The organism is Peteryoungia wuzhouensis (assembly GCF_003205195.1).
Classification (GTDB): Bacteria; Pseudomonadota; Alphaproteobacteria; order Rhizobiales; family Rhizobiaceae; genus Allorhizobium; species Allorhizobium wuzhouense.
This window is the reverse complement of record NZ_QJRY01000004.1, coordinates 42912-60520: the sequence shown is the minus strand read 5'-3', so window position 1 is coordinate 60520 and position 17609 is coordinate 42912. Positions and strand designations below refer to the sequence as shown.

General features: G+C 63.0%; 19 protein-coding genes. 9 read left to right on the top strand and 10 right to left on the bottom strand.

Features of this window, described 5'->3' with window-relative positions:
• Nucleotides 1-27: 27 nt before the first annotated feature.
• From DMY87_RS11835 to odc2, 3 genes are all read right to left on the bottom strand, one after another.
• The gene (locus DMY87_RS11835) at nucleotides 28-663 is read right to left on the bottom strand and encodes an outer membrane protein (RefSeq protein WP_110791554.1); all 636 of its coding nucleotides are present in this window, start codon (nucleotides 661-663) and stop codon (nucleotides 28-30) included.
• 153 nt (nucleotides 664-816) lie between these two features.
• Nucleotides 817-1413: a GNAT family N-acetyltransferase gene (locus DMY87_RS11830; protein ID WP_110791552.1), complete on the bottom strand. Its 597-nt coding sequence runs from the start codon at nucleotides 1411-1413 to the stop codon at nucleotides 817-819.
• 69 nt (nucleotides 1414-1482) lie between these two features.
• The gene (gene odc2, locus DMY87_RS11825; RefSeq protein ID WP_110791550.1) at nucleotides 1483-2616 is read right to left on the bottom strand and encodes an ornithine/lysine decarboxylase; all 1134 of its coding nucleotides are present in this window, start codon (nucleotides 2614-2616) and stop codon (nucleotides 1483-1485) included.
• Nucleotides 2617-3188: 572 nt separating this feature from the next.
• Here odc2 and DMY87_RS11820 point away from each other — a divergent pair.
• The 3 genes from DMY87_RS11820 (at nucleotide 3189) to DMY87_RS11810 (ending at nucleotide 5944) form a co-directional block, all read left to right on the top strand.
• Nucleotides 3189-4085 carry a LysR family transcriptional regulator gene (locus DMY87_RS11820; RefSeq protein ID WP_110791548.1) on the top strand — a complete coding sequence of 299 codons (897 nt, stop codon included), beginning with the start codon at nucleotides 3189-3191 and terminating at the stop codon, nucleotides 4083-4085.
• Between the two features lie 87 nt (nucleotides 4086-4172).
• Complete coding sequence (locus DMY87_RS11815) at nucleotides 4173-4817, top strand: DUF1007 family protein (RefSeq protein ID WP_110791547.1); 645 nt, start codon at nucleotides 4173-4175, stop codon at nucleotides 4815-4817.
• The gene (locus DMY87_RS11810) at nucleotides 4811-5944 is read left to right on the top strand and encodes a nickel/cobalt transporter (protein WP_110791545.1); all 1134 of its coding nucleotides are present in this window, start codon (nucleotides 4811-4813) and stop codon (nucleotides 5942-5944) included. Before DMY87_RS11815 ends, DMY87_RS11810 begins: the two co-directional genes overlap by 7 nt.
• 13 nt (nucleotides 5945-5957) lie before the next feature.
• Here the strand turns inward: DMY87_RS11810 and DMY87_RS24390 are convergent, their stop codons facing one another.
• The 4 genes from DMY87_RS24390 to DMY87_RS11790 form a co-directional block, all read right to left on the bottom strand.
• Nucleotides 5958-6359, bottom strand: a complete 402-nt coding sequence (locus DMY87_RS24390; protein ID WP_245408903.1) for a hypothetical protein — start codon at nucleotides 6357-6359, stop codon at nucleotides 5958-5960.
• A 19-nt stretch (nucleotides 6360-6378) separates the two neighbouring features.
• Nucleotides 6379-7083, bottom strand: a complete 705-nt coding sequence (locus DMY87_RS11800) for a GNAT family N-acetyltransferase (RefSeq protein ID WP_110791543.1) — start codon at nucleotides 7081-7083, stop codon at nucleotides 6379-6381.
• Between the two features lie 99 nt (nucleotides 7084-7182).
• Nucleotides 7183-7881: a tellurite resistance TerB family protein gene (locus DMY87_RS11795; protein WP_110791542.1), complete on the bottom strand. Its 699-nt coding sequence runs from the start codon at nucleotides 7879-7881 to the stop codon at nucleotides 7183-7185.
• An 86-nt stretch (nucleotides 7882-7967) separates the two neighbouring features.
• Nucleotides 7968-8606 carry a 2-dehydro-3-deoxy-phosphogluconate aldolase gene (locus tag DMY87_RS11790; RefSeq protein ID WP_110791540.1) on the bottom strand — a complete coding sequence of 213 codons (639 nt, stop codon included), beginning with the start codon at nucleotides 8604-8606 and terminating at the stop codon, nucleotides 7968-7970.
• 154 nt (nucleotides 8607-8760) lie between these two features.
• On the opposite strand from DMY87_RS11790, the gene DMY87_RS11785 reads away from it, so the two are divergent.
• The 5 genes from DMY87_RS11785 (at nucleotide 8761) to trhO (ending at nucleotide 12345) form a co-directional block, all read left to right on the top strand.
• Nucleotides 8761-9249 (top strand): CYTH domain-containing protein, encoded by a 489-nt coding sequence (locus DMY87_RS11785; RefSeq protein WP_110791538.1) that lies wholly within the window; start codon nucleotides 8761-8763, stop codon nucleotides 9247-9249.
• Nucleotides 9233-10162 carry a CHAD domain-containing protein gene (locus tag DMY87_RS11780; protein WP_110791537.1) on the top strand — a complete coding sequence of 310 codons (930 nt, stop codon included), beginning with the start codon at nucleotides 9233-9235 and terminating at the stop codon, nucleotides 10160-10162. Before DMY87_RS11785 ends, DMY87_RS11780 begins: the two co-directional genes overlap by 17 nt.
• A gap of 6 nt (nucleotides 10163-10168) precedes the next feature.
• The gene (locus DMY87_RS11775; protein ID WP_110791535.1) at nucleotides 10169-10867 is read left to right on the top strand and encodes a helix-turn-helix transcriptional regulator; all 699 of its coding nucleotides are present in this window, start codon (nucleotides 10169-10171) and stop codon (nucleotides 10865-10867) included.
• A gap of 63 nt (nucleotides 10868-10930) precedes the next feature.
• Nucleotides 10931-11296, top strand: a complete 366-nt coding sequence (locus tag DMY87_RS11770) for a VOC family protein (protein ID WP_110791533.1) — start codon at nucleotides 10931-10933, stop codon at nucleotides 11294-11296.
• 104 nt (nucleotides 11297-11400) lie between these two features.
• Nucleotides 11401-12345 carry an oxygen-dependent tRNA uridine(34) hydroxylase TrhO gene (gene trhO / locus DMY87_RS11765; RefSeq protein WP_110792152.1) on the top strand — a complete coding sequence of 315 codons (945 nt, stop codon included), beginning with the start codon at nucleotides 11401-11403 and terminating at the stop codon, nucleotides 12343-12345.
• 98 nt (nucleotides 12346-12443) lie between these two features.
• Here the strand turns inward: trhO and DMY87_RS11760 are convergent, their stop codons facing one another.
• Nucleotides 12444-14681, bottom strand: coding sequence for a bifunctional diguanylate cyclase/phosphodiesterase (locus DMY87_RS11760; protein WP_245408902.1), 2238 nt, complete (start codon nucleotides 14679-14681; stop codon nucleotides 12444-12446).
• Nucleotides 14682-14877: 196 nt separating this feature from the next.
• Nucleotides 14878-15516 (bottom strand): NAD(P)H-dependent oxidoreductase, encoded by a 639-nt coding sequence (locus tag DMY87_RS11755; protein ID WP_110791532.1) that lies wholly within the window; start codon nucleotides 15514-15516, stop codon nucleotides 14878-14880.
• Nucleotides 15517-15676: 160 nt separating this feature from the next.
• Here DMY87_RS11755 and DMY87_RS11750 point away from each other — a divergent pair, with 160 nt between their 5' ends.
• A complete protein-coding gene (locus tag DMY87_RS11750; protein WP_110791530.1) occupies nucleotides 15677-16072 on the top strand; it encodes a winged helix-turn-helix transcriptional regulator in 396 nt (131 codons plus the stop codon).
• Between the two features lie 36 nt (nucleotides 16073-16108).
• Here DMY87_RS11750 and DMY87_RS11745 read toward each other — a convergent pair whose 3' ends face one another.
• Nucleotides 16109-17482 carry a GH1 family beta-glucosidase gene (locus DMY87_RS11745; RefSeq protein ID WP_110791528.1) on the bottom strand — a complete coding sequence of 458 codons (1374 nt, stop codon included), beginning with the start codon at nucleotides 17480-17482 and terminating at the stop codon, nucleotides 16109-16111.
• Between the last annotated feature and the right edge of the window lie 127 nt (nucleotides 17483-17609).

Sequence of the window (17609 nt, the reverse complement as noted above, 5' to 3'; positions counted from 1 at the left end):
CGGGCCCGACTCGCTGCGGTGGATAGATCAGAATTTCAGGCCGATCCCGGCCTGCACGACATGCTGGGTGAAATCGATATTGACCGGCCCGATATCGGCGCTTCCGTAATCGTTGTAACGATATTCCGCCCGCGCAAAGAGGCGATCCGTCACCGCGTAGTCGATGCCGGCGCCGACGGTCCAGCCGTTCATCGTCTCCTTGATGGACACGCCGGTATCCTCGAAACTGAACTGTGCGGCGGCCCATCCGCCGGCCGCATAGATGAGGGCGCGATCGACGGCATAACCGATGCGGCCGCGAATAGCCCCCTGGATCGTGGTTCCGAAGGTCTCGGTTCCATCCTCGCGCTCGTTCCAGTCATAGCCGAGGTCCCCTTCGATACCGGCAATCAACGAGGAGCCGAGGTCGAAGTTATAGCCGGCAAAACCGCCGAACCGGCCACCGTCGAAATCGATAGTGCCGGTTGCGCCGCCGGCCGCCGCATCGCCCTCGCCCCAGCCGTAACCGGCATGGAGCCCGACATACCCCCCAGCCCAGGAAAAGGATGACACGCCTGCCGCCTCCGGCGGCGGCGCCGGCGAGGCTTGAACCGCGTCGGCGGCCTGTGCTGCAACGGTGAACAGAAGCGCCAGGGCCACTCCGCTCGACAAGACTTTCAACATTCCCACTCTCCCTCATCACCAGAACCCGCTTGTTCGGTCGAGGCGACTTTAAAAAGGGTGCGGGAGAGGCAACAGTCCAATCTCTGCACGCATTTGAGGGACCGCGTGGTGGCGCGCGGCCCCTCACTGGAGGTTCGGGAAATGTCTCGGCGCTCAGGCGGCCCGGCGGAATGCCGACGGTTGCGACAGCTTGCGGCCGGAGGCGACCACCATGCCGGCCGCCCCTTCCAGCCAGCCGGGCACGAGTTCGAGCGCCAGGAAGCGGTCGCGGGCGAAGGGACCCGGCATCACGAGATGCTGCGTCTTTTCGGCAAAGAAGCCGAAGCGCTCGTAATAGGGCGCGTCACCGACCAGCAGCACGGCGCCATGGCCGCGCTTCTTCGCTTCCATCAAGGCAGCCCGCATCAGGGCAGCCCCGACACCCTTGCCCTCATGGGCGGAATCGACGGCAAGCGGCCCGAGCAGCAAAGCGTCGATGGCCTTGCCCTCGCGGCTGACTCCGGCTTCGATGTTCCAGAGCCGAACCGTACCGATGACGTGGCCGTCGCGGTCGCGCGCGACAAGTGCAAGCCCTTCGGCCGGGATCCGGTTGCGACGGATCTTCTCGGACGACTTCTTGCGGCGATCCGCCCCCATGGCGCGGTCGAGCAGCGCTTCGCGCGCAACGACGTCGGCCGGCGTTTCAGTATCGATGACAAATGCAGGCGCCGGCGCGAAAAGCGCGCGCATGCTGGTCAGAACAGCGGCCATTCTGGCCTCCCATCCCAAGCGATGATGATGATTGTGAAGGTCCGCGCCGGTTGGCCGGCGCGGGAGACGTCAGATGACGTAGGACTTCAGCGGTTCGAAGCCGTTGAACGCCACCGCCGAATAGGTGGTGGTGTAGGCGCCGGTCCCCTCGATCAGAACCTCGTCGCCGATCGAAAGCGAGATCGGCAGCGGATACATGTTCTTCTCGTACAGGACGTCGGCCGAATCGCAGGTCGGGCCGGCCAGCACGCAGGGCTCCATCGCGTCGGCGTCACGGGCGGTGCGGATCGGGTAACGGATCGCTTCGTCCATGGTTTCGGCGAGACCGCCGAACTTGCCGATGTCGAGGAACACCCAGCGGTGCTCGTCATTGTCAGACTTCTTCGAGATCAGCACGACTTCCGCCTTGATCACACCGGCATTGCCGACCATGCCGCGGCCCGGCTCGATGATGGTCTGTGGGATGTGGTTGCCGAAGTGCTTCTTCAGCGCACCGTTGATCGCACGGCCATAGGCTTCCGCCGACGGGATGTCGCGCAGGTACTTGGTCGGGAAACCGCCGCCCATGTTGACCATCTGCAGGTGGATACCCTGCTTGGCCAGCGACGAGAACACGCGCTTGGCATCGGCAAGAGCCGAATCCCAGGCATCGACCTTGGTCATCTGCGAACCGACATGGAACGACACGCCGAACGAATCGAGGCCGAGCTGGTGAGCGTAGACGAGAACGTCGACGGCCATCTGAGGCACGCAGCCGAACTTGCGCGACAGCGGCCATTCGGCACCTTCGCCATCGGTCAGCACGCGGCAGAACACGCGGGAACCGGGAGCGGCACGCGCGATCTTTTCGACTTCCTCGTGGCTGTCGACGGCATAGAGGTTCACACCAAGCGCGAAGGCGCGGGCAATGTCGCGCTCCTTCTTGATGGTGTTGCCGAACGAGACGCGCGAAGCGTCAGCACCGGCATCGAGCGCCATCTGGATTTCCGCGACCGAAGCGCAGTCAAAGTTCGAGCCCATGGAGGCGAGCAGCGACAGGATTTCCGGAGCCGGATTTGCCTTGACGGCGTAGTAGATCGCGCTGTCCGGCAGGGCGTGACGGAAGGCCTGGTAGTTGCCGCGCACGACGTCGAGATCGACCACGAGGCAGGGACCTTCGGGACGTCGGGTGTTGATGAAGTCGAGGATGCGTGCAGTGGTCATCGATGTAACCTTCCAAATTCCAGCGATACCCGAAGCGGCCAAGCTTCGGATGGACAAAGGACGGCGAGACATCGCTCGAAACCAGTCGGTGGAGACACCGGTACCGTACGAACGCTCGACGCGCGAAACGATGGATGAACGCACTCTTGCCTGAGCGCATAAATCCGCTTTGTCTGCCATGGATTGGAGGGAAACCCTACCGCACGTCCGGCAATGATGGTGTGCCTCTTCAGTACCCCGGCTGATGGAAAGCCGGCAGAGAACCAGAAAGGCCCGCACCGTCGTTGCTTCAAGATGTCCTCGCATTTCCCGGTTGGCCGGAATAGCGACTGGAGGGGTTAGTTCCAGGTACCTTACCGATGACCTCACCTTAGGGATAAATCCCAGTTCGAGGGTCGGCGGACACCCACAGGCACGTGCGACTTTGGGCAAGCAGGAGATAAGAAATGCGATCGTCATAATCAAGCGGTTTTTTCGCCTGCCGGGGAAGTTTTTTCCCGCATTTATCGATATCTGTTGAACGAACTCGCGCGAATGTTCACAATCCGGAGAAACAGGAGACCGATTACCTCATGGACACGCTGACCCGAATTCGTGCCTTCATCGATGTGGTGGAAGCCGAAGGCTTTTCCGCAGCGGCCCGCAAGACGGGCCGGTCCAAGGCTCTGCTGTCGAAGTATGTCCGTGAATTGGAAGACGAATTGGGCGCGCTGCTGCTCAACCGCACCACCCGGCAATTCTCCATGACCGAGGCCGGCCACACCTATTATCGCACGGCCGCCGACATTCTGAAGGAGATCGACAACCTCGCCGACCTCGTGCGGGAGAACAATGCCGACCTCAAGGGCAAGCTCAAGGTCACCCTGCCGCGCACCTTCATCGACGCGGAAATCGGCCAGTCGCTGATCGATTTCGCCAGCGAAAATCCGGAACTGGCGCTCGAAATCGTCGCCGAAGACCGTTTCGTCGATCTGATCGAGGAAGGTTTTGACCTGGGCATCCGAATCACCAAGCTCGACGATTCGGGCATGATCGCCCGCAAACTCTCCGATTTCCGCATCTACGCCTGCGCCACACCCGCCTTCGTCGCCGCCCATGGCCCGCTCAGCCACCCGAGCGAACTGTCCCGCCTGCCCTTCCTCATCGACACCAACTCGCGCTCGCACAACAGCGTCCGTTTCGTCGAACCGGAGGACGGCGCGACGATCTCGGTCAGCGTCAGCGGCCCGATCGAGGTCAACAGCCCGCAGGCGACGCTACGCGCCGCCCGTGCCGGTCTCGGGGTCGCGATGATCCCGGATTTCATCGCCCGCCCCTATATTGCCTCAGGCGAACTGATCTCCCTCTTCGACGACTTCATCCCGAAGGATCGCGGCATCTATGCCGTCTATCCGCATCGGCGCTATCTGCCGGCGAAGGTGCGCGCTTTCGTCGACTATCTCCACGCATGGTTCAAGCGCTATGCCTGACCGCCTGACGGAACAACGGGTCCCATTTTCGTCCCAATCGTGAGGCACGGAAGGCACCCTGAACGGAACGCGGGAAGGTCGAATTACATGCGCGGATGCCTTGGATATGCAGCGGCGGCCCTTGCCCTGTTGCTCGCCACACCCGCATGGTCGCATCCCCATATCTTTGCTGAAGCAAGGCTGGAGATCGTCGCGGCCGATGACGGCACGGTCAAGGAACTGCGCAATGTCTGGCGCTTCGACGACGTCTTCTCCTCGAGCGTCCTCATGGACTTCGACAAGAACAGCGACCTGAAGCTCGACCACACGGAACTCCAGGAGATCGCCCACACGATCCGGGAATCGCTCGGCGACTACAGCTATTTCACATTCATATCTAAGGACGGCGCCTCGTCCGAGGTCGCCAAGCCCGATGTCTTCAACGTCGACTACAAGGACAACCAACTCCTCGTCTTCTTCATCGCCAAGCCGAAAACCCCGCTGAAGATCGGCGGCCGGATGAATTTCGGCGTCTATGACCCGACCCTCTACACGGCCATCGACTTCGCCAAGGACACCGACATCGTTGTCGAGGGCAAGGCTTTCGCCGCCTGCAAGCATCAGGTGGTCCGCCCGGACCCGGACCAGGTGATCGCCCAGAACCAGTCGAACCTGACCGAAGCCTTCTTCAACGATCCGGCCGGCACCGACATGGGCAAGCTCTTTGCCACCCGCCTGGAGCTGACATGCTGAACGGGGTCCGCGCCAACAAGGCCCTGCCCCTGCTGCTGACGCTCGGCGCCCTCCTGCTGGCATCGAGCCTCGCGCATGCGGCATCGCCGCTTGGCGTCGGCGCCGCCGAACCCTCCTACCAGCCGGCAAGCGGCCCCTTCGCCCATCTGCTCGTCTGGATCAACACCCACCAGCAGGCCTTCTACCGGGCGCTCACCACGGCGCTGAAGGCCATGCGCGAAGACCCTTCCGCGCTCGCGACGCTGGTCGGCCTCTCCTTTGCCTATGGTGTCTTCCACGCTGCCGGCCCCGGCCACGGCAAGGCGGTGATCTCCTCCTATATGCTCGCCAATGAGATCGAGCTGAAGCGCGGCATTCTCGTCGCCTTCGTCTCGGCCCTGCTGCAGGCCGTGGTCGCGATTGCCGTCGTCGGCGCCGCCTATTTCGTGCTGCGCGGCACCGCGATCACCATGACGGTTGCGACCCAGGCGCTAGAAACGGCAAGTTACGCCATGATCGTCGCCTTCGGCGTCTGGCTTCTGGTCCGCAAGCTGAGGGTCTCGTTTGCGCCCGCCCTGCGCCGCAACAGTGCAGCGTCCCCCCTCTTCGACGGTCCAGCGCCGGCAATGAGCCCGTCCGGTGTCACGGCGTCACTGTTTGCCGACACCAACGAGCCGGCCACCGCGCCGAAGGACCTGCCGGCGGCGGCCTCCCGCTTCCGCGCCGATGCCGTCAGCCACGATCATGATGCCCTGGCGCCCGGATCGATCTGCCATGAATGCGGCATCACCCACGCGCCCGACCCTGCCATGCTGCGCATGAGCGCCTTCGGCCTGCGGGATGCCTGGTCTGCGGTCATTGCGGTGGGATTGCGCCCCTGCTCTGGCGCGCTTCTGGTCATGACCTTCGCACTGCTCAACGGCCTGGTGCTCGGCGGCGTGCTTTCGGTCTTTGCCATGGCGCTCGGAACGGCGATCACGGTTTCAGCGCTCGCAGCCCTTGCCGTCGGCGCCAAGGGGCTGGCGCTCAGGCTGTCCGGCCCCGGCTCCCGCCGTGCCGGGATGGTGGCAAGCGGCATCGAGATCGGCGCCGCCGTGCTGGTCATCCTGCTCGGCGCCCTGCTGCTTGCGGCAAGTCTGCAGGGCTGAGTTATCCCTTGGGTCAGTCGTTCTCGTGGCTGCGCTGGTAGCGCGAACGGAGCCACAGGATGAGGAACATTGCCATCAGCCCGATCGCACCGACGAAGGCGCCGAGTTCCGGCGAATAGGCACCAATGCCGAGCACGATGGTCGGCAGGAGCAGCATCAGACCCACAACGACCACGACGATGACGGCGGCGGAGACCGCCGGCGACTTGGGCGCGCCAGCCGCAGCACTGCCATCCGTCCGGGGCCTGCGCTTCGGTGCTGGCAGGAAGCGGAAGGCGTAGACGACGAGACCGATCGACACGCAGATCCCGACCGAATAGGCGACCGTCGTGTTGAGATAGCTGCCATAGGCAAGCGCCGCGACGACCAGCACCGTGCCGACATTCAGGATGATGCTGAAGATGTTCTTTTCCACGAAACCGTCTTTCCTTGTCTTATGCCTGTTTGGCGGCCGGATCGGACGCGGCAATGCCAGCCCGCAGGTCTTCCAGCTTCTGCTTCTGCTTGCCCTCGGCGTCAAAATTCTCCGGTGCCAGCCACGCCTCGAAAGCAGCCCCGATCAAGGGCCATTCGCTGTCGATCATCGAGAACCAGGCCGTGTCGCGGTTCTTGCCCTTGGACAGCATGTGCTGGCGGAAGACGCCTTCGAACTGGAAGCCGTAACGGACCGCAGAAGCCTTGCTCGGCGCATTCTCGTTGTGACACTTCCACTCGTAGCGGCGATAACCGAGGTCTTCGAACACGTGTTTCGCCAGAAGGTAATGCGCCTCTGTCGCAAGCGGCGTGCGGCTCATGGCGGGCCCATGCGCCACGCCACCGATCTCGACCACGCCATTCGCCGGGTCCGGCCGCATGTAGTTCGCCATTCCGACCACCTGGCCCGTTGCCTTGTCGCGAAACACTTCCGTCACCCAGCCGCCCTTCTGGACAGCACTCAGCCAGGCGTCGAAATCGGCAAGACCGCCGAAATCGGGCTGGGTGAAATAGGTGAGCAGCGGATTGATCTCCATGCCGCCGAGCCCGTCCCACAGCGCCTCCAGATGCGCTGCGCGGTCATAGGGTTCGACAACGACAAAACGCCCCTCCAGCCGAACGGGCTGGGGAGCGGCACATCCCTTGAACGTGGACAGATCGCGCATGGCGGGCCTCCGGCTAACTGATTGCCTGAGGCTTAGGCCACCGGCCGGCCAAAGGCAACCGTCGGGGCAAGGCGGCCCCCTGCCCCGATGCCGCAGCGCTTAGAGACTGACCTTGGCAGACGACACTGTCGCCTCGATATGCTCGACCAGTGCATCGGCAAGACCAAGCCGGCCGGCCAGCATGTCGAGATAGCCGCGTTCGGTGCGTGTGTCCGGCTCGATGGCAAGCCGCGAGGCGGTGTAGAGCTCGACCTTCTGCTCTTCGGTGACGGCAGAGGCGATCAGCGCGTCCATATCCGTCGGCTTGGCAAGTTCGCCTTCGATAAAGGCTTCCGCCTCGGAGCCGAGACCGGACAGGTGGATCTTGTCCATGATCCGGCTGCGCTCTTCGGCATCGATGTGGCCGTCCGCCTTGGCAGCCGCGATCATCGCGCGCAGGAGACCGATCGCGAAATCATTGCTGACGGCGGAAGGTTCCGTGCTGAAGGCCGAATCCGATGGCGGCGGAAGCAGTTCCGGCAGTGCCTGCTTCGGCTCGGGTGCCTGGCCGGACTGGTAATTCTTGTAGGCCTGGTAACCGAGGCCGGCGATCACGGCGAGGCCGCCAAGCTTCAAGGCACCACCGCCCAGCGACCGGCCGGTCCTGGTGCCAAGCAGGACGGCAGCCAGCGCACCGGTCTTCCAGGGATTGGACTTGGCCATGCCGATAAGATCAGTGCCCTTCTGGCCGATCGAACCGGTGCTTCCCGGCATCTGCGATCCGAGGAATTGGTCCAGCAGTTTCTTGGCGTCGAACATTGTGGTCTCCTGGTTCAGCGTCTCGTTCCCTAGATAGGAACCAGGACGCTGAATACAATTGGAGACCGGAGGTTCCCGCCGAAGTCTCAGCCCTTGAGGGCGGCCGCCTCGCTGGCGAGCTTGGTGATGCCGGCCCAGTCACCGGCCGAGACTAGTTCCTTCGGCGCAACCCAGGAGCCGCCGACACAGACGACGTTCGGCAGCGAGAGATAATCCATGGCGTTCTTCAGCGAGATGCCACCGGTTGGGCAGAACAGCGTGCCGGCGAGCGGCGACGACAGTGCCTTGAGATAGGCGGCACCACCGGCCTGTTCGGCGGGGAAGAACTTCAGCACCTCGTAGCCCTCTTCGCGCAGAGCCATGACTTCCGAGGCGGTCGCCGCACCCGGCAGCAGTGGAATGTCCGACTGGCGCGCCACGTCGAGCAGTTCCTGCGTCGTACCGGGGCTGACGATGAACTGCGAACCAGCATCGACGGCTGCGGCATAATGGCTCGCATTGAGAATGGTGCCGGCGCCGACCACGGCACCCTCCACTTCCTCGGCCACCAGGCGGACGGCCTCGAGTGCTGCAGCCGTGCGCAGCGTGATCTCGATCGCCTTCAAACCGCCGGCCACCAGGGCGCGCGCCAGCGGAACGGCCGACTTGGCATCCTCGATGATCAACACCGGAACGACCGGCTGGAGCTTCAGGGTGGAGAGCAGCTTCGCGGTTTTTTCGCCCATGACGGAGGCCTCTTTAAAACGATTAGATTGGAGATCTCAGTACCGCGCATGGCGGCACTTGTCGAGACTGACCGCTAACACGGAATCTTTCCGGTTTCCTAACAGCACCTCGTCGTCTATGGTTGCACTGCGTAATTTTTCGGAGCGAGTGGGTATGGCGAAGGAAATCGAACGCAAGTTTCTGGTCCGCAATGACGGTTGGAAAGCCGGCGTGACATCCCGGACTCGGATCAGACAAGCCTATGTCACAGCCGAGCCCGACCGTTCGGTGCGCATCCGCACCCGCAATGACGAGACAGCGCAGCTGACGATCAAGTTCGGCACGGGCCTGCTGACACGCGACGAATTCGAATACGACATCCCCCATGAAGACGCGCTGGAAATGATCGAATTTGCCACCGGCAATGTCATCGAGAAGACGCGCTACACCGTCGATTTCAAGGGTTTCACCTGGGAAATCGACGTCTTCGAGGGCGCCTATCGCGGCCTGGTGATCGCCGAGGTCGAGATGGCCTCCGAAGAGGACGAGCCCTTGCTTCCCGCTTGGCTCGGCCAGGAGGTGACCGGCGACAAGCGCTATTCCAACCAGGCCCTGGCCACCCAGAGACTGCGGCCGGAGCTGGTGCATGCCATATCGCATTAGGCCGGACAGGGACCTGTCCGCCGAGGTCCGGTCCGTCGCCCGCCACCAGCTGAGCATCGCCATCGCCGTTCTGAGCGACCGCCCGGACGGCCTGCACGAGGTCATTCACGAAGCGCGCAAGAAGTTCAAGCGCGTCCGCGGCCTTTTGCGCCTCGTCGCCGATGCCGACAAATCCTTCCAGACCCGCGAAAACGAACGCCTGCGTGACATTGCCCGCAGCCTGTCTCGCATCCGAGATGCCACCGCGCTGATGGAGACCGTGACGCATCTGGCCGGCTTTGCGCTCAACGACGACGAAAGTGAAACACTGGCGGCGACGCGCACGGTTCTGCAACTGCGTCGCGACGATATCGCCGCAAGCGAGAAGGATCTCGAAGACAAGGTGGCCCGCGTCATCGACGAATGCCGATCCGCCATCACGGCCCTTGATGAACTCGACCTGCCGTCCAAGGCGGGGCCTGCGGCCCGTCTGCTCGCCAAAGGCTGGCGCAAGGCCCTGAAGCGGGGCCATGAGGCGCTGCACACCTGCAAGGGTGAAGGCCACGGCGAAGCCTTCCATGACCTGCGCAAGGCAGCCCAGACCTATTGGATGAACCTTTCCCTGCTGCGCGAACTCTGGCCGAGCGCCTTCGCCGCCAAGCGCCGGGAGGCCAAACATCTGGTCGACCTGCTCGGCCGCGAGCATGACCTGACGGTTCTCACCGAACTGTTCGACAGCGAACCCGACCTGTTCGGCGATGGCGAAGGCCAGGCCTTCCTGCTGGCCATCATCATCCGTCGGCAACAGGACCTGCGCCGCGAAGCCCTGGCGCTGGCCGGCAGCATCTTTGCCGATCGGCCGCGACGGGAGGCGGATGTGATCGAAATCCTGTGGACCGCCGCCGCCATCGGCGAGACGTCCGGGCGCAGCTGACAGCGCATGAGCCGCTCGCAACGCCTTCTCTCTTTGTTGCAGGTCCTGCGCCGGCACCGCTTGCCGGTGAGCGGCGCGACACTGGCGGCCGAAACCGGCGTTTCGCTGCGCACGCTCTACCGCGACATCGCCACCCTCCAGGCCGAAGGCGCGGATATCGAGGGCGAGGCCGGCATCGGGTATGTGCTGCGCCCCGGCTATATGCTGCCGCCCCTGATGTTCACCCGCGAGGAGATCGAGGCGCTGATGCTCGGCTTCCGCTTCGTCGAAAAGCGCACGGACACCGCCATCGCCTCTGCCGCCCGCAACGCACTCGCCAAGATCGACGCCGTGCTGCCCGAAGACCTGCGTCGCGACATGGCGGATGTTCCCCTGCTCGTCGGCCCGGGCGCCCCGCTTGCGACCGAACGGGTGGACCTCGACAGGCTTCGCCAGGCCCTGCGCCACGAAAAGCCGCTTCTGATCGCCTATCGTGACCAGCGCGGCGACCTCTCCAGCCGCACCGTCTGGCCCTGCGCCCTCACCTTCTTCGACGGCGTCAGGGTCTTGGTCGCCTGGTGCACTTTGCGCGACGATTTCCGCCATTTCCGCACCGATCGCATCGAAAGCGCCGTGGCCGGCGAGACGCGCTACCCGAAGCGTCGCACCACCCTCCTCAAGGCCTGGCGGCAACAGAATGCCATCCCCGACGGCACCTTGAAATGATGCTGACAGTTTTTGGCAGCATCAGGGGCTAAGGTCGCGTCATCAACCCCACAGGAGATGACGATGACACCCGCAATGACCATTCTCTATGTCGAGAACGCTGCAGCAAGCGCCGATTTCTACGCAAAGCTCTTCGGCGTAGCACCCACCGAACGCGCCGACACCTTCTCCCTCTTCCGCCTGCCGACAGGCCTCGTTCTCGGTCTCTGGAGCCGCGCGGGCGTCGAACCGCAGGCGCAGTTCACCGGCGGCGGCTGCGAACTGGCCATCCGCGCGCCGAGCGCTGCCGATGTCGACGCCACCCACGAACGCTGGAAGGCGCTTGGCATCCCGGTCCTGCAGGCCCCCATCGAGGCCGATTTCGGCCGGACCTTTGCGGTCGCGGATCCGGACGGCCACCGCATCCGCGTCTTCAACCCGCCAGCCTGATCCTGGATCAGCCGCAGGGCGCGCGAAATTTGACAGATTTCAAACTTCGCGCGCTGTGCGGAAATCCGTTGCACGGCAAGGGCCGAGGCGGTATTTCGCAGGCCATGACACAGATCGATCAAGCCCCCCGCCACGAAGAAGGCGGCGCCTTCCTGGTTGCCGCCCTCTATCACTTCGCCAAGTTTCCGCGCTTCGAGAGTTTTCGCGAACCGCTCGAGAGCCTGTGCAAGGCCGAAGGCGTGAAGGGCACCCTGCTGATCGCCCATGAGGGCATCAACGGCACGATTGCCGGCACCGATGCGGGCATAACAAACGTTCTCGCCTACATCCGCAGCCAGCCGGAATTCACCGCTTTGGTGCATAAGGAAAGCCGCGCATCCAAGATGCCCTTCCTGCGCATGAAGGTGCGTCTGAAGAAGGAGATCGTGACGATGGGTGTCGAGGACATCGACCCCAACGAGATCGTTGGCACCTATGTCGACCCGAAGGACTGGAACGAGCTGATCTCCGACCCGGAGACGATCGTCATCGACACCCGCAACGACTATGAGACGGCGATCGGCATCTTCCGCGGTGCCGTTGATCCGAACACCAAAACGTTTCGTGAGTTTCCGGACTGGGTGAAGAACAATCCCGGCCTGCACAACAAGCCGAAGATCGCCATGTATTGCACCGGCGGCATCCGTTGCGAGAAGGCGACCGCCTTCATGAAGCAGCAGGGTTTTGACGAGGTCTACCACCTCAAGGGCGGCATCCTGAAATATCTCGAGGAAGTGCCGGAAGAACAGAGCCTCTGGGACGGCGCCTGCTTCGTCTTTGACGAGCGCGTTTCGGTGACCCATGGGCTGAAGGAAGGCAATCACAAGCTCTGCCACGCCTGCCGCAACCCGATCACCGCAGAAGAACTGACCCATCCCCACTACGAGGAAGGCGTCTCCTGCAGCCATTGCTATGAAAGCCGCACGGAAGCCGACCGCGACCGCTATCGCCAGCGCCAGCTGCAGATCGCACTCGCAAAGAAGCGTGGCGAACGCCATATCGGCAGCTGAACGGCATCCGGTGATGCCGGCTCAGCCGGAGATCGCATCCCCCTTCTGCCGGGACAATGCGAGAAGCCGTCGATGGCTCCGGAAACCGTGTCGAATGCTCAGCGCGCGGAGGAAACGTCGCGCGGATGCGCAAAGGCGATCGCCGCCGCCTTGGCCCTCAGGTCCATCGGCCGGAGCCGAAGCGCATCGATATCGGCAGGGCTGCACGGACGGCCGAACAGATAACCCTGCAACTGGTCGCAGCCGGCCAGACGCAGATTGACGGCCTGCTGATCCGTCTCCACCCCTTCTGCGGTCACCGGCACATCGAGCGAACGCGCCAGCGCCACGGTGGCCTGCAGCATCTCCACCGCCCTGTGTCCGTCGCCGAGCGACTGCACCAGGGATTTGTCGATCTTCATCCGGTCGAAACCGAACTGGCGCAGGTACCCGACGCTGGAGAAACCGGAGCCGAAATCGTCAAGGGCGATCTGCACGCCGATCTTGCGCAACCGCTCCAGAACGGTCCGGGCCCGCTCGGGATTCTGGATGAAATAGGTCTCGGTCATTTCCAGCACGACCCGGTGCGGATCGATGCCGGTGACGTAGAACAGGTCCGCCACATGGCCGGCAAAGGCGGGGTCGCGGAACTGGCCCGGTGAGACGTTGACCGAGAGCTTCAGCCCCGGCCATTCGGCAAGCTGCATCAGCGACTGCCGCAGAACATCGAGACCGAGACGGTCGATGAGGCCGCTCGCCTCGGCGATCGGAATGAAGACGTCCGGCGACACCGGCCCGTGACCCGGCCGATTCCAACGCGCCAGCGCCTCGACGCTGACAAGTTCGAAGGTCGAGGAATCCACCACCGGCTGGTAGACGACCTGGATGTCCTCGTTGTCGATGGCGGCACGAAGGTCGAGCGCCATCTGGTTGCGGGTCTCGCGCTCCTCGTCCATCTGCGGATGATAGGCCGTCCAGCGTCCGCGACCGCTTTCCTTCGAGGCATACATGGCCATGTCCGCCTGCCGCGTCAGCTCGCCGCCGTCGATGGTGCCCTCGGGGGAAAGCGCCAGGCCAAGGCTGCAGCCGACGGAAACGACCCGCTCGCCGAGCGGCAGCGGCTCGCCGAAGAAGCCCAGGATCGCCTCGGCGACGGAGATTGCCCGCTCCTCCGCATCTGCGCCAAAGAACACGATGCCGAATTCATCCCCGCCGATGCGCGACAAGGCGGCATTCCCGCCGACCAGCACCGCAAGCCCGGCCGAGACGGCCCGGATCAGGCTGTCGCCGACCGCATGGCCATAGGAATCGTTGACCTCCTTGAAGCCATCGAGATCGAGATACAACAGCACGACGTCGCTGCCATCGAGACGGGCTTCCGCAAGCGCCTGGTCGAGCAGCACATGCAGGCCGTCGCGATTGGCAAGTCCGCTCAGCCGGTCGGTTCGTGCAAGCTTCAGGGCCGCCGCCTCATCCGTTCGCAAACGACGCACGACGCTGTTGCCGATGATGAAGAGCAGAAGGCAGTAGACGGCCACCATCACCAGCGCGGCCTTGACCAGCGGTTCCACCTGCTCCCGGCTGATGTCACCGGGTGCCCGGGGTGTCCAGGCCAAGGAGGCAAGCGAGATGCCGGATGTGGATTCGATCGTCACCGCATGGGTCGAGCGGTAGGAGGGGGCCGCCAGAACCAGGCCCGGCAAGACATAGGCACTGGAGATCCGTTCGACCTTGTCGCGCGAGATATGCCGGATGAAGACGAGATAGGAACGTTTGGCCGGATCGACCTCGATCTCACCGGACTTCTTCCGGATCAGCGCAACGCCGGCGGCACCGACACCCTTGACCGTGCGAACGAAGCCGAGCGCCTGCGGAACTTCGCCGCTGCCTGCGGAACGCACCTGATCGAAGAGCATCATCAGATCGTCAGGCAGATATCCTTTGCCCCCGCGTTCGAGCGGCTTTCCATCGGAATAGGCCATGCCGGAGCGACCGTTCTGGTCGAGCACGATGGCGACATCGAACAGGTCGCTCTCGAAGGTCATATCGCCGAAATTGCTGATCACCCAGTCTGCATCGGGCGCCGTATAGACGTTCTCGGCAGCATCGTCCCAGGCGGCGTAGTCATTCAGGGTTGCACCCAGCTGGAACTTGAAGGTCTGGATCGCACCGACCAGCGTCTCGCGCGACCGCTCTTCGTCGAGATGGTTGGCATTGCTGGCCACCCGATCGAGCGCAGTCAGCACGATGCTCGTCACCATGACGGCGAGCATGGCAAAGACCAGCAGCATGCCGGTCACCGCCATACGGCGATTTACGTGCGACTTCAGTCGATTATATGTTCCGCGAAGCCGCATGCGATACTGTCCTGGCTTTCCGGGCACCCTGACAGAGAATGTGTTCAATTTGACTTAACATACTGACAGGTTTGACAAATATCGGATAGTGCGGGAATTCTAATGGAGTGCGGCATTCTGAACGGCAAAAGGGCTCCGGTTTCCCGAAGCCCTTGGCAGGCCGGCCTGGAGGTGCCAGCGCTGAAAAGTGCGATCGTCAGGCGACGAGCGAGACGAACTGGTCCTTCGGGCGGCGCACCTTCTTCAGGTTGACCAGCCAGTCACCGTCATCGGCACGATAGCCGAGCGGCAGGATGGTGACGGAACGCAGGCCCTTTTCGCGCAGGCCCAGGATTTCGTCGAGCTTGGCCGGGTCGAAACCTTCCATCGGCGTGGCATCGACGCCTTCGAAGGCAGCGGCTGCCACCGACATGCCGAAGCCGATATAGGCCTGGCGAGCGGCATGTTCGAAGTTCACCTGTTCGTCGCGAGCGGGATAGCTGTTGAGCAGCATCTGGCGATAGTTTTCCCAGCCCTCATTGGTAAAGCCGCGTTCTTCGTTCACCAGGTCGAACATGTCGTTGATGCGATCGGCGGTGTAGTTGTCCCAGGCGGCGAAGACGAGCAGATGCGAGCCTTCGGTGACCTGGGCCTGGTTCCAGGCGATTTCCTGGATCCGCGCGCGAACGTCCGGATTGGTGACGACGATCACTTCGAAGGGCTGCAAGCCGCTCGAGGTCGGTGCGAGGCGGGCCGCTTCGACGATCCGTTCAACCTTGTCTTCCGGAACGACCTTCGACGGGTCCATTTTCTTGGTGGCGTAGCGCCAGTTCAGCTTTTCAATGAGTGCGGACATGATCTCGCTCCTGGTTGGACCCGCCAGGCGCCATGGGAGTTGGCAGCATCGACGTAGTCTGGTATCAATTCGTAACCAGGCCTAGATATGGAACCATGAGATTTGTGCAAGAAGGCACATTTTTGATACCAGGTTACAACGATACAACAAAGAGACCGTTATGTGCGACAACTACGACATGACAAAGTGCCAGACCGTCAGCGAAATGCTGGCCCGATTGGGCGACAAATGGACGGTTTTGGTCATCATGATGCTCGCCGACGGCCCTCAGCGCTTTTCCGATCTCAAGCGCTCAGTCGTCGGAATCTCGCAACGCATGCTGACATTGACACTGCGTTCACTGGAAAGAGACGGCATCGTGGCGCGGACAGTGCATCCGACCGTGCCGCCGAAGGTCGAATATGCGCTGACCGATCTCGGCTGCTCCTTCGGCGAACCGATCCGGGCGCTGGGCGGCTGGGTCTTCACCCATCACGACCGCATCCAGTTGGCCCGCGCCGAATTCGACCGGCGCAACGAGGTCGATACCAGCAACAAGCTGATCAAACTCGGCTGACCAGCGCAAGGCGCGAAGGCACAATGCCCCACCCTATCAGTCGGCCTTGAAATTGCCCTTGGGAAATTCGAGCGCCAGATCGCGATACCACTTGCCGCTTTTCTTGATCGTGCGGACCTGGCTGTCGTAATCGACATGCACGAGGCCGAAGCGCATCTTGTAGCCCTCGGCCCATTCGAAATTGTCCATCAGCGACCAGGCGAAATAGCCCTGCATCGGATAACCCTCGGTGATCAGATCGGCCACCTTGTCGAGATGCTCGGCGTAGTAGTCGAGCCGCGGCTGGTCATCGACCTCGCCACCCTCGACCTCCATATTGTAGCAGGCGCCGTTCTCGGTGATGTAGCAGGGCGGCAGGTCGTAGCGGGCATAGAGCCGTTCGACGAGCGACTTCAAGGCCGGCGCATAAACCTCCCAGCCGATGTCGGTCGTGACCTTCGAAACCGGCGGTGCCCCCACCGTTGCCGGGAATTCCGCACCCGGCGTCGGATCGTCCGCCACACGCATCGGCGTATAGTAATTCAGCCCCCACCAGTCGAGCGGCTGGTTGATGATCGCGAGATCGCCTTCCTCGATGACAGGCATGCGATGGCCAAGCGCCGACAGGAACTCCGCCGGATACTCGCCCTTGAACACCGGATCGAAGAACACGCCGTTGTGGAACTGATGCGCGCGCTCGGAGGCTGCGCGATCGGCATCACTCTCCGACCCCGGCAGCGTCTCATGCGCATTCAGCACCAGTCCGACCGGCACCTTGGGCGACACGTCCCGGATCGCCTGGACGGAAAGCCCATGCGCCAGATTGGTGTAATGCAGCGCGTGGAGCGCCGCATCCATGTTGCGCTCGCCCGGCGCGTGAATGCCATAGAGATGGCTGAGCCAGACCGAGCACCAGGGCTCGTTGAAGGTCGCGACGGCATCCAGCCGATCGCCGAGACGCTCCATCACCACCTTGGTGTAACGCTGGAAGGCCTGTGCCGTCGATCGCGCCGTCCAGCCGCCCTCGCCCATCAGCGAAAGCGGCAGATCCCAATGGTAAAGCGTCGCATAGGCCATGATGCCGCGCGCCTTCAAGCCATCGACCAGTCTGTCGTAGAAATCGAGACCCTTCTCGTTGATCGGCCCCGTCCCCTCCGGAACGATGCGCGGCCAGGCGATCGAAAACCGATAGGCAGAGACCCCCATGTCCTGGATCAGATCGAGATCGCTTTCCCAGCGATTGTAGTGATCGCAGGCGACGTCGCCATTGTGCCGCCCGAAGACCCGGCCCGGCATGTTGGAAAACGCATCCCAGATCGAAGCTTTCCGCCCATCCGCCTTCGACGCCCCTTCGATCTGGAAGGAGGCGGTGGCCACGCCAAAGAGGAAATCACCGGGAAAACGCGAGGCAAGCGCCTTGGGATCGATCATGGGACGTCTCCTTCGTCAGGGTGCAGGCGGAAGGGGCCGCCGCTGGTCAGTCGATGAGCGGTTTAGAGCAATCGAACGACGCGGTGAAGACGTTGGAAACAAAAAACTGCAACGTTGCAGGAAATCC

What these genes read in the sequence shown, in the direction of transcription:
- DMY87_RS11760 (WP_245408902.1), bottom strand. Translation starts at nt 14,681, where the DNA reads ATGCGGCTTCGCGGAACATATAATCGACTGAAGTCGCACGTAAATCGC.
- DMY87_RS11755 (WP_110791532.1), bottom strand. Translation starts at nt 15,516, where the DNA reads ATGTCCGCACTCATTGAAAAGCTGAACTGGCGCTACGCCACCAAGAAA.
- trhO (WP_110792152.1), top strand. Translation starts at nt 11,401, where the DNA reads ATGACACAGATCGATCAAGCCCCCCGCCACGAAGAAGGCGGCGCCTTC.
- DMY87_RS11785 (WP_110791538.1), top strand. Translation starts at nt 8,761, where the DNA reads ATGGCGAAGGAAATCGAACGCAAGTTTCTGGTCCGCAATGACGGTTGG.
- DMY87_RS11835 (WP_110791554.1), bottom strand. Translation starts at nt 663, where the DNA reads ATGTTGAAAGTCTTGTCGAGCGGAGTGGCCCTGGCGCTTCTGTTCACC.
- DMY87_RS11790 (WP_110791540.1), bottom strand. Translation starts at nt 8,606, where the DNA reads ATGGGCGAAAAAACCGCGAAGCTGCTCTCCACCCTGAAGCTCCAGCCG.
- DMY87_RS11820 (WP_110791548.1), top strand. Translation starts at nt 3,189, where the DNA reads ATGGACACGCTGACCCGAATTCGTGCCTTCATCGATGTGGTGGAAGCC.
- odc2 (WP_110791550.1), bottom strand. Translation starts at nt 2,616, where the DNA reads ATGACCACTGCACGCATCCTCGACTTCATCAACACCCGACGTCCCGAA.
- DMY87_RS11770 (WP_110791533.1), top strand. Translation starts at nt 10,931, where the DNA reads ATGACACCCGCAATGACCATTCTCTATGTCGAGAACGCTGCAGCAAGC.
- DMY87_RS11780 (WP_110791537.1), top strand. Translation starts at nt 9,233, where the DNA reads ATGCCATATCGCATTAGGCCGGACAGGGACCTGTCCGCCGAGGTCCGG.
- DMY87_RS11810 (WP_110791545.1), top strand. Translation starts at nt 4,811, where the DNA reads ATGCTGAACGGGGTCCGCGCCAACAAGGCCCTGCCCCTGCTGCTGACG.
- DMY87_RS11750 (WP_110791530.1), top strand. Translation starts at nt 15,677, where the DNA reads ATGTGCGACAACTACGACATGACAAAGTGCCAGACCGTCAGCGAAATG.
- DMY87_RS11745 (WP_110791528.1), bottom strand. Translation starts at nt 17,482, where the DNA reads ATGATCGATCCCAAGGCGCTTGCCTCGCGTTTTCCCGGTGATTTCCTC.
- DMY87_RS11775 (WP_110791535.1), top strand. Translation starts at nt 10,169, where the DNA reads ATGAGCCGCTCGCAACGCCTTCTCTCTTTGTTGCAGGTCCTGCGCCGG.
- DMY87_RS11795 (WP_110791542.1), bottom strand. Translation starts at nt 7,881, where the DNA reads ATGTTCGACGCCAAGAAACTGCTGGACCAATTCCTCGGATCGCAGATG.
- DMY87_RS11815 (WP_110791547.1), top strand. Translation starts at nt 4,173, where the DNA reads ATGCGCGGATGCCTTGGATATGCAGCGGCGGCCCTTGCCCTGTTGCTC.
- DMY87_RS11800 (WP_110791543.1), bottom strand. Translation starts at nt 7,083, where the DNA reads ATGCGCGATCTGTCCACGTTCAAGGGATGTGCCGCTCCCCAGCCCGTT.
- DMY87_RS11830 (WP_110791552.1), bottom strand. Translation starts at nt 1,413, where the DNA reads ATGGCCGCTGTTCTGACCAGCATGCGCGCGCTTTTCGCGCCGGCGCCT.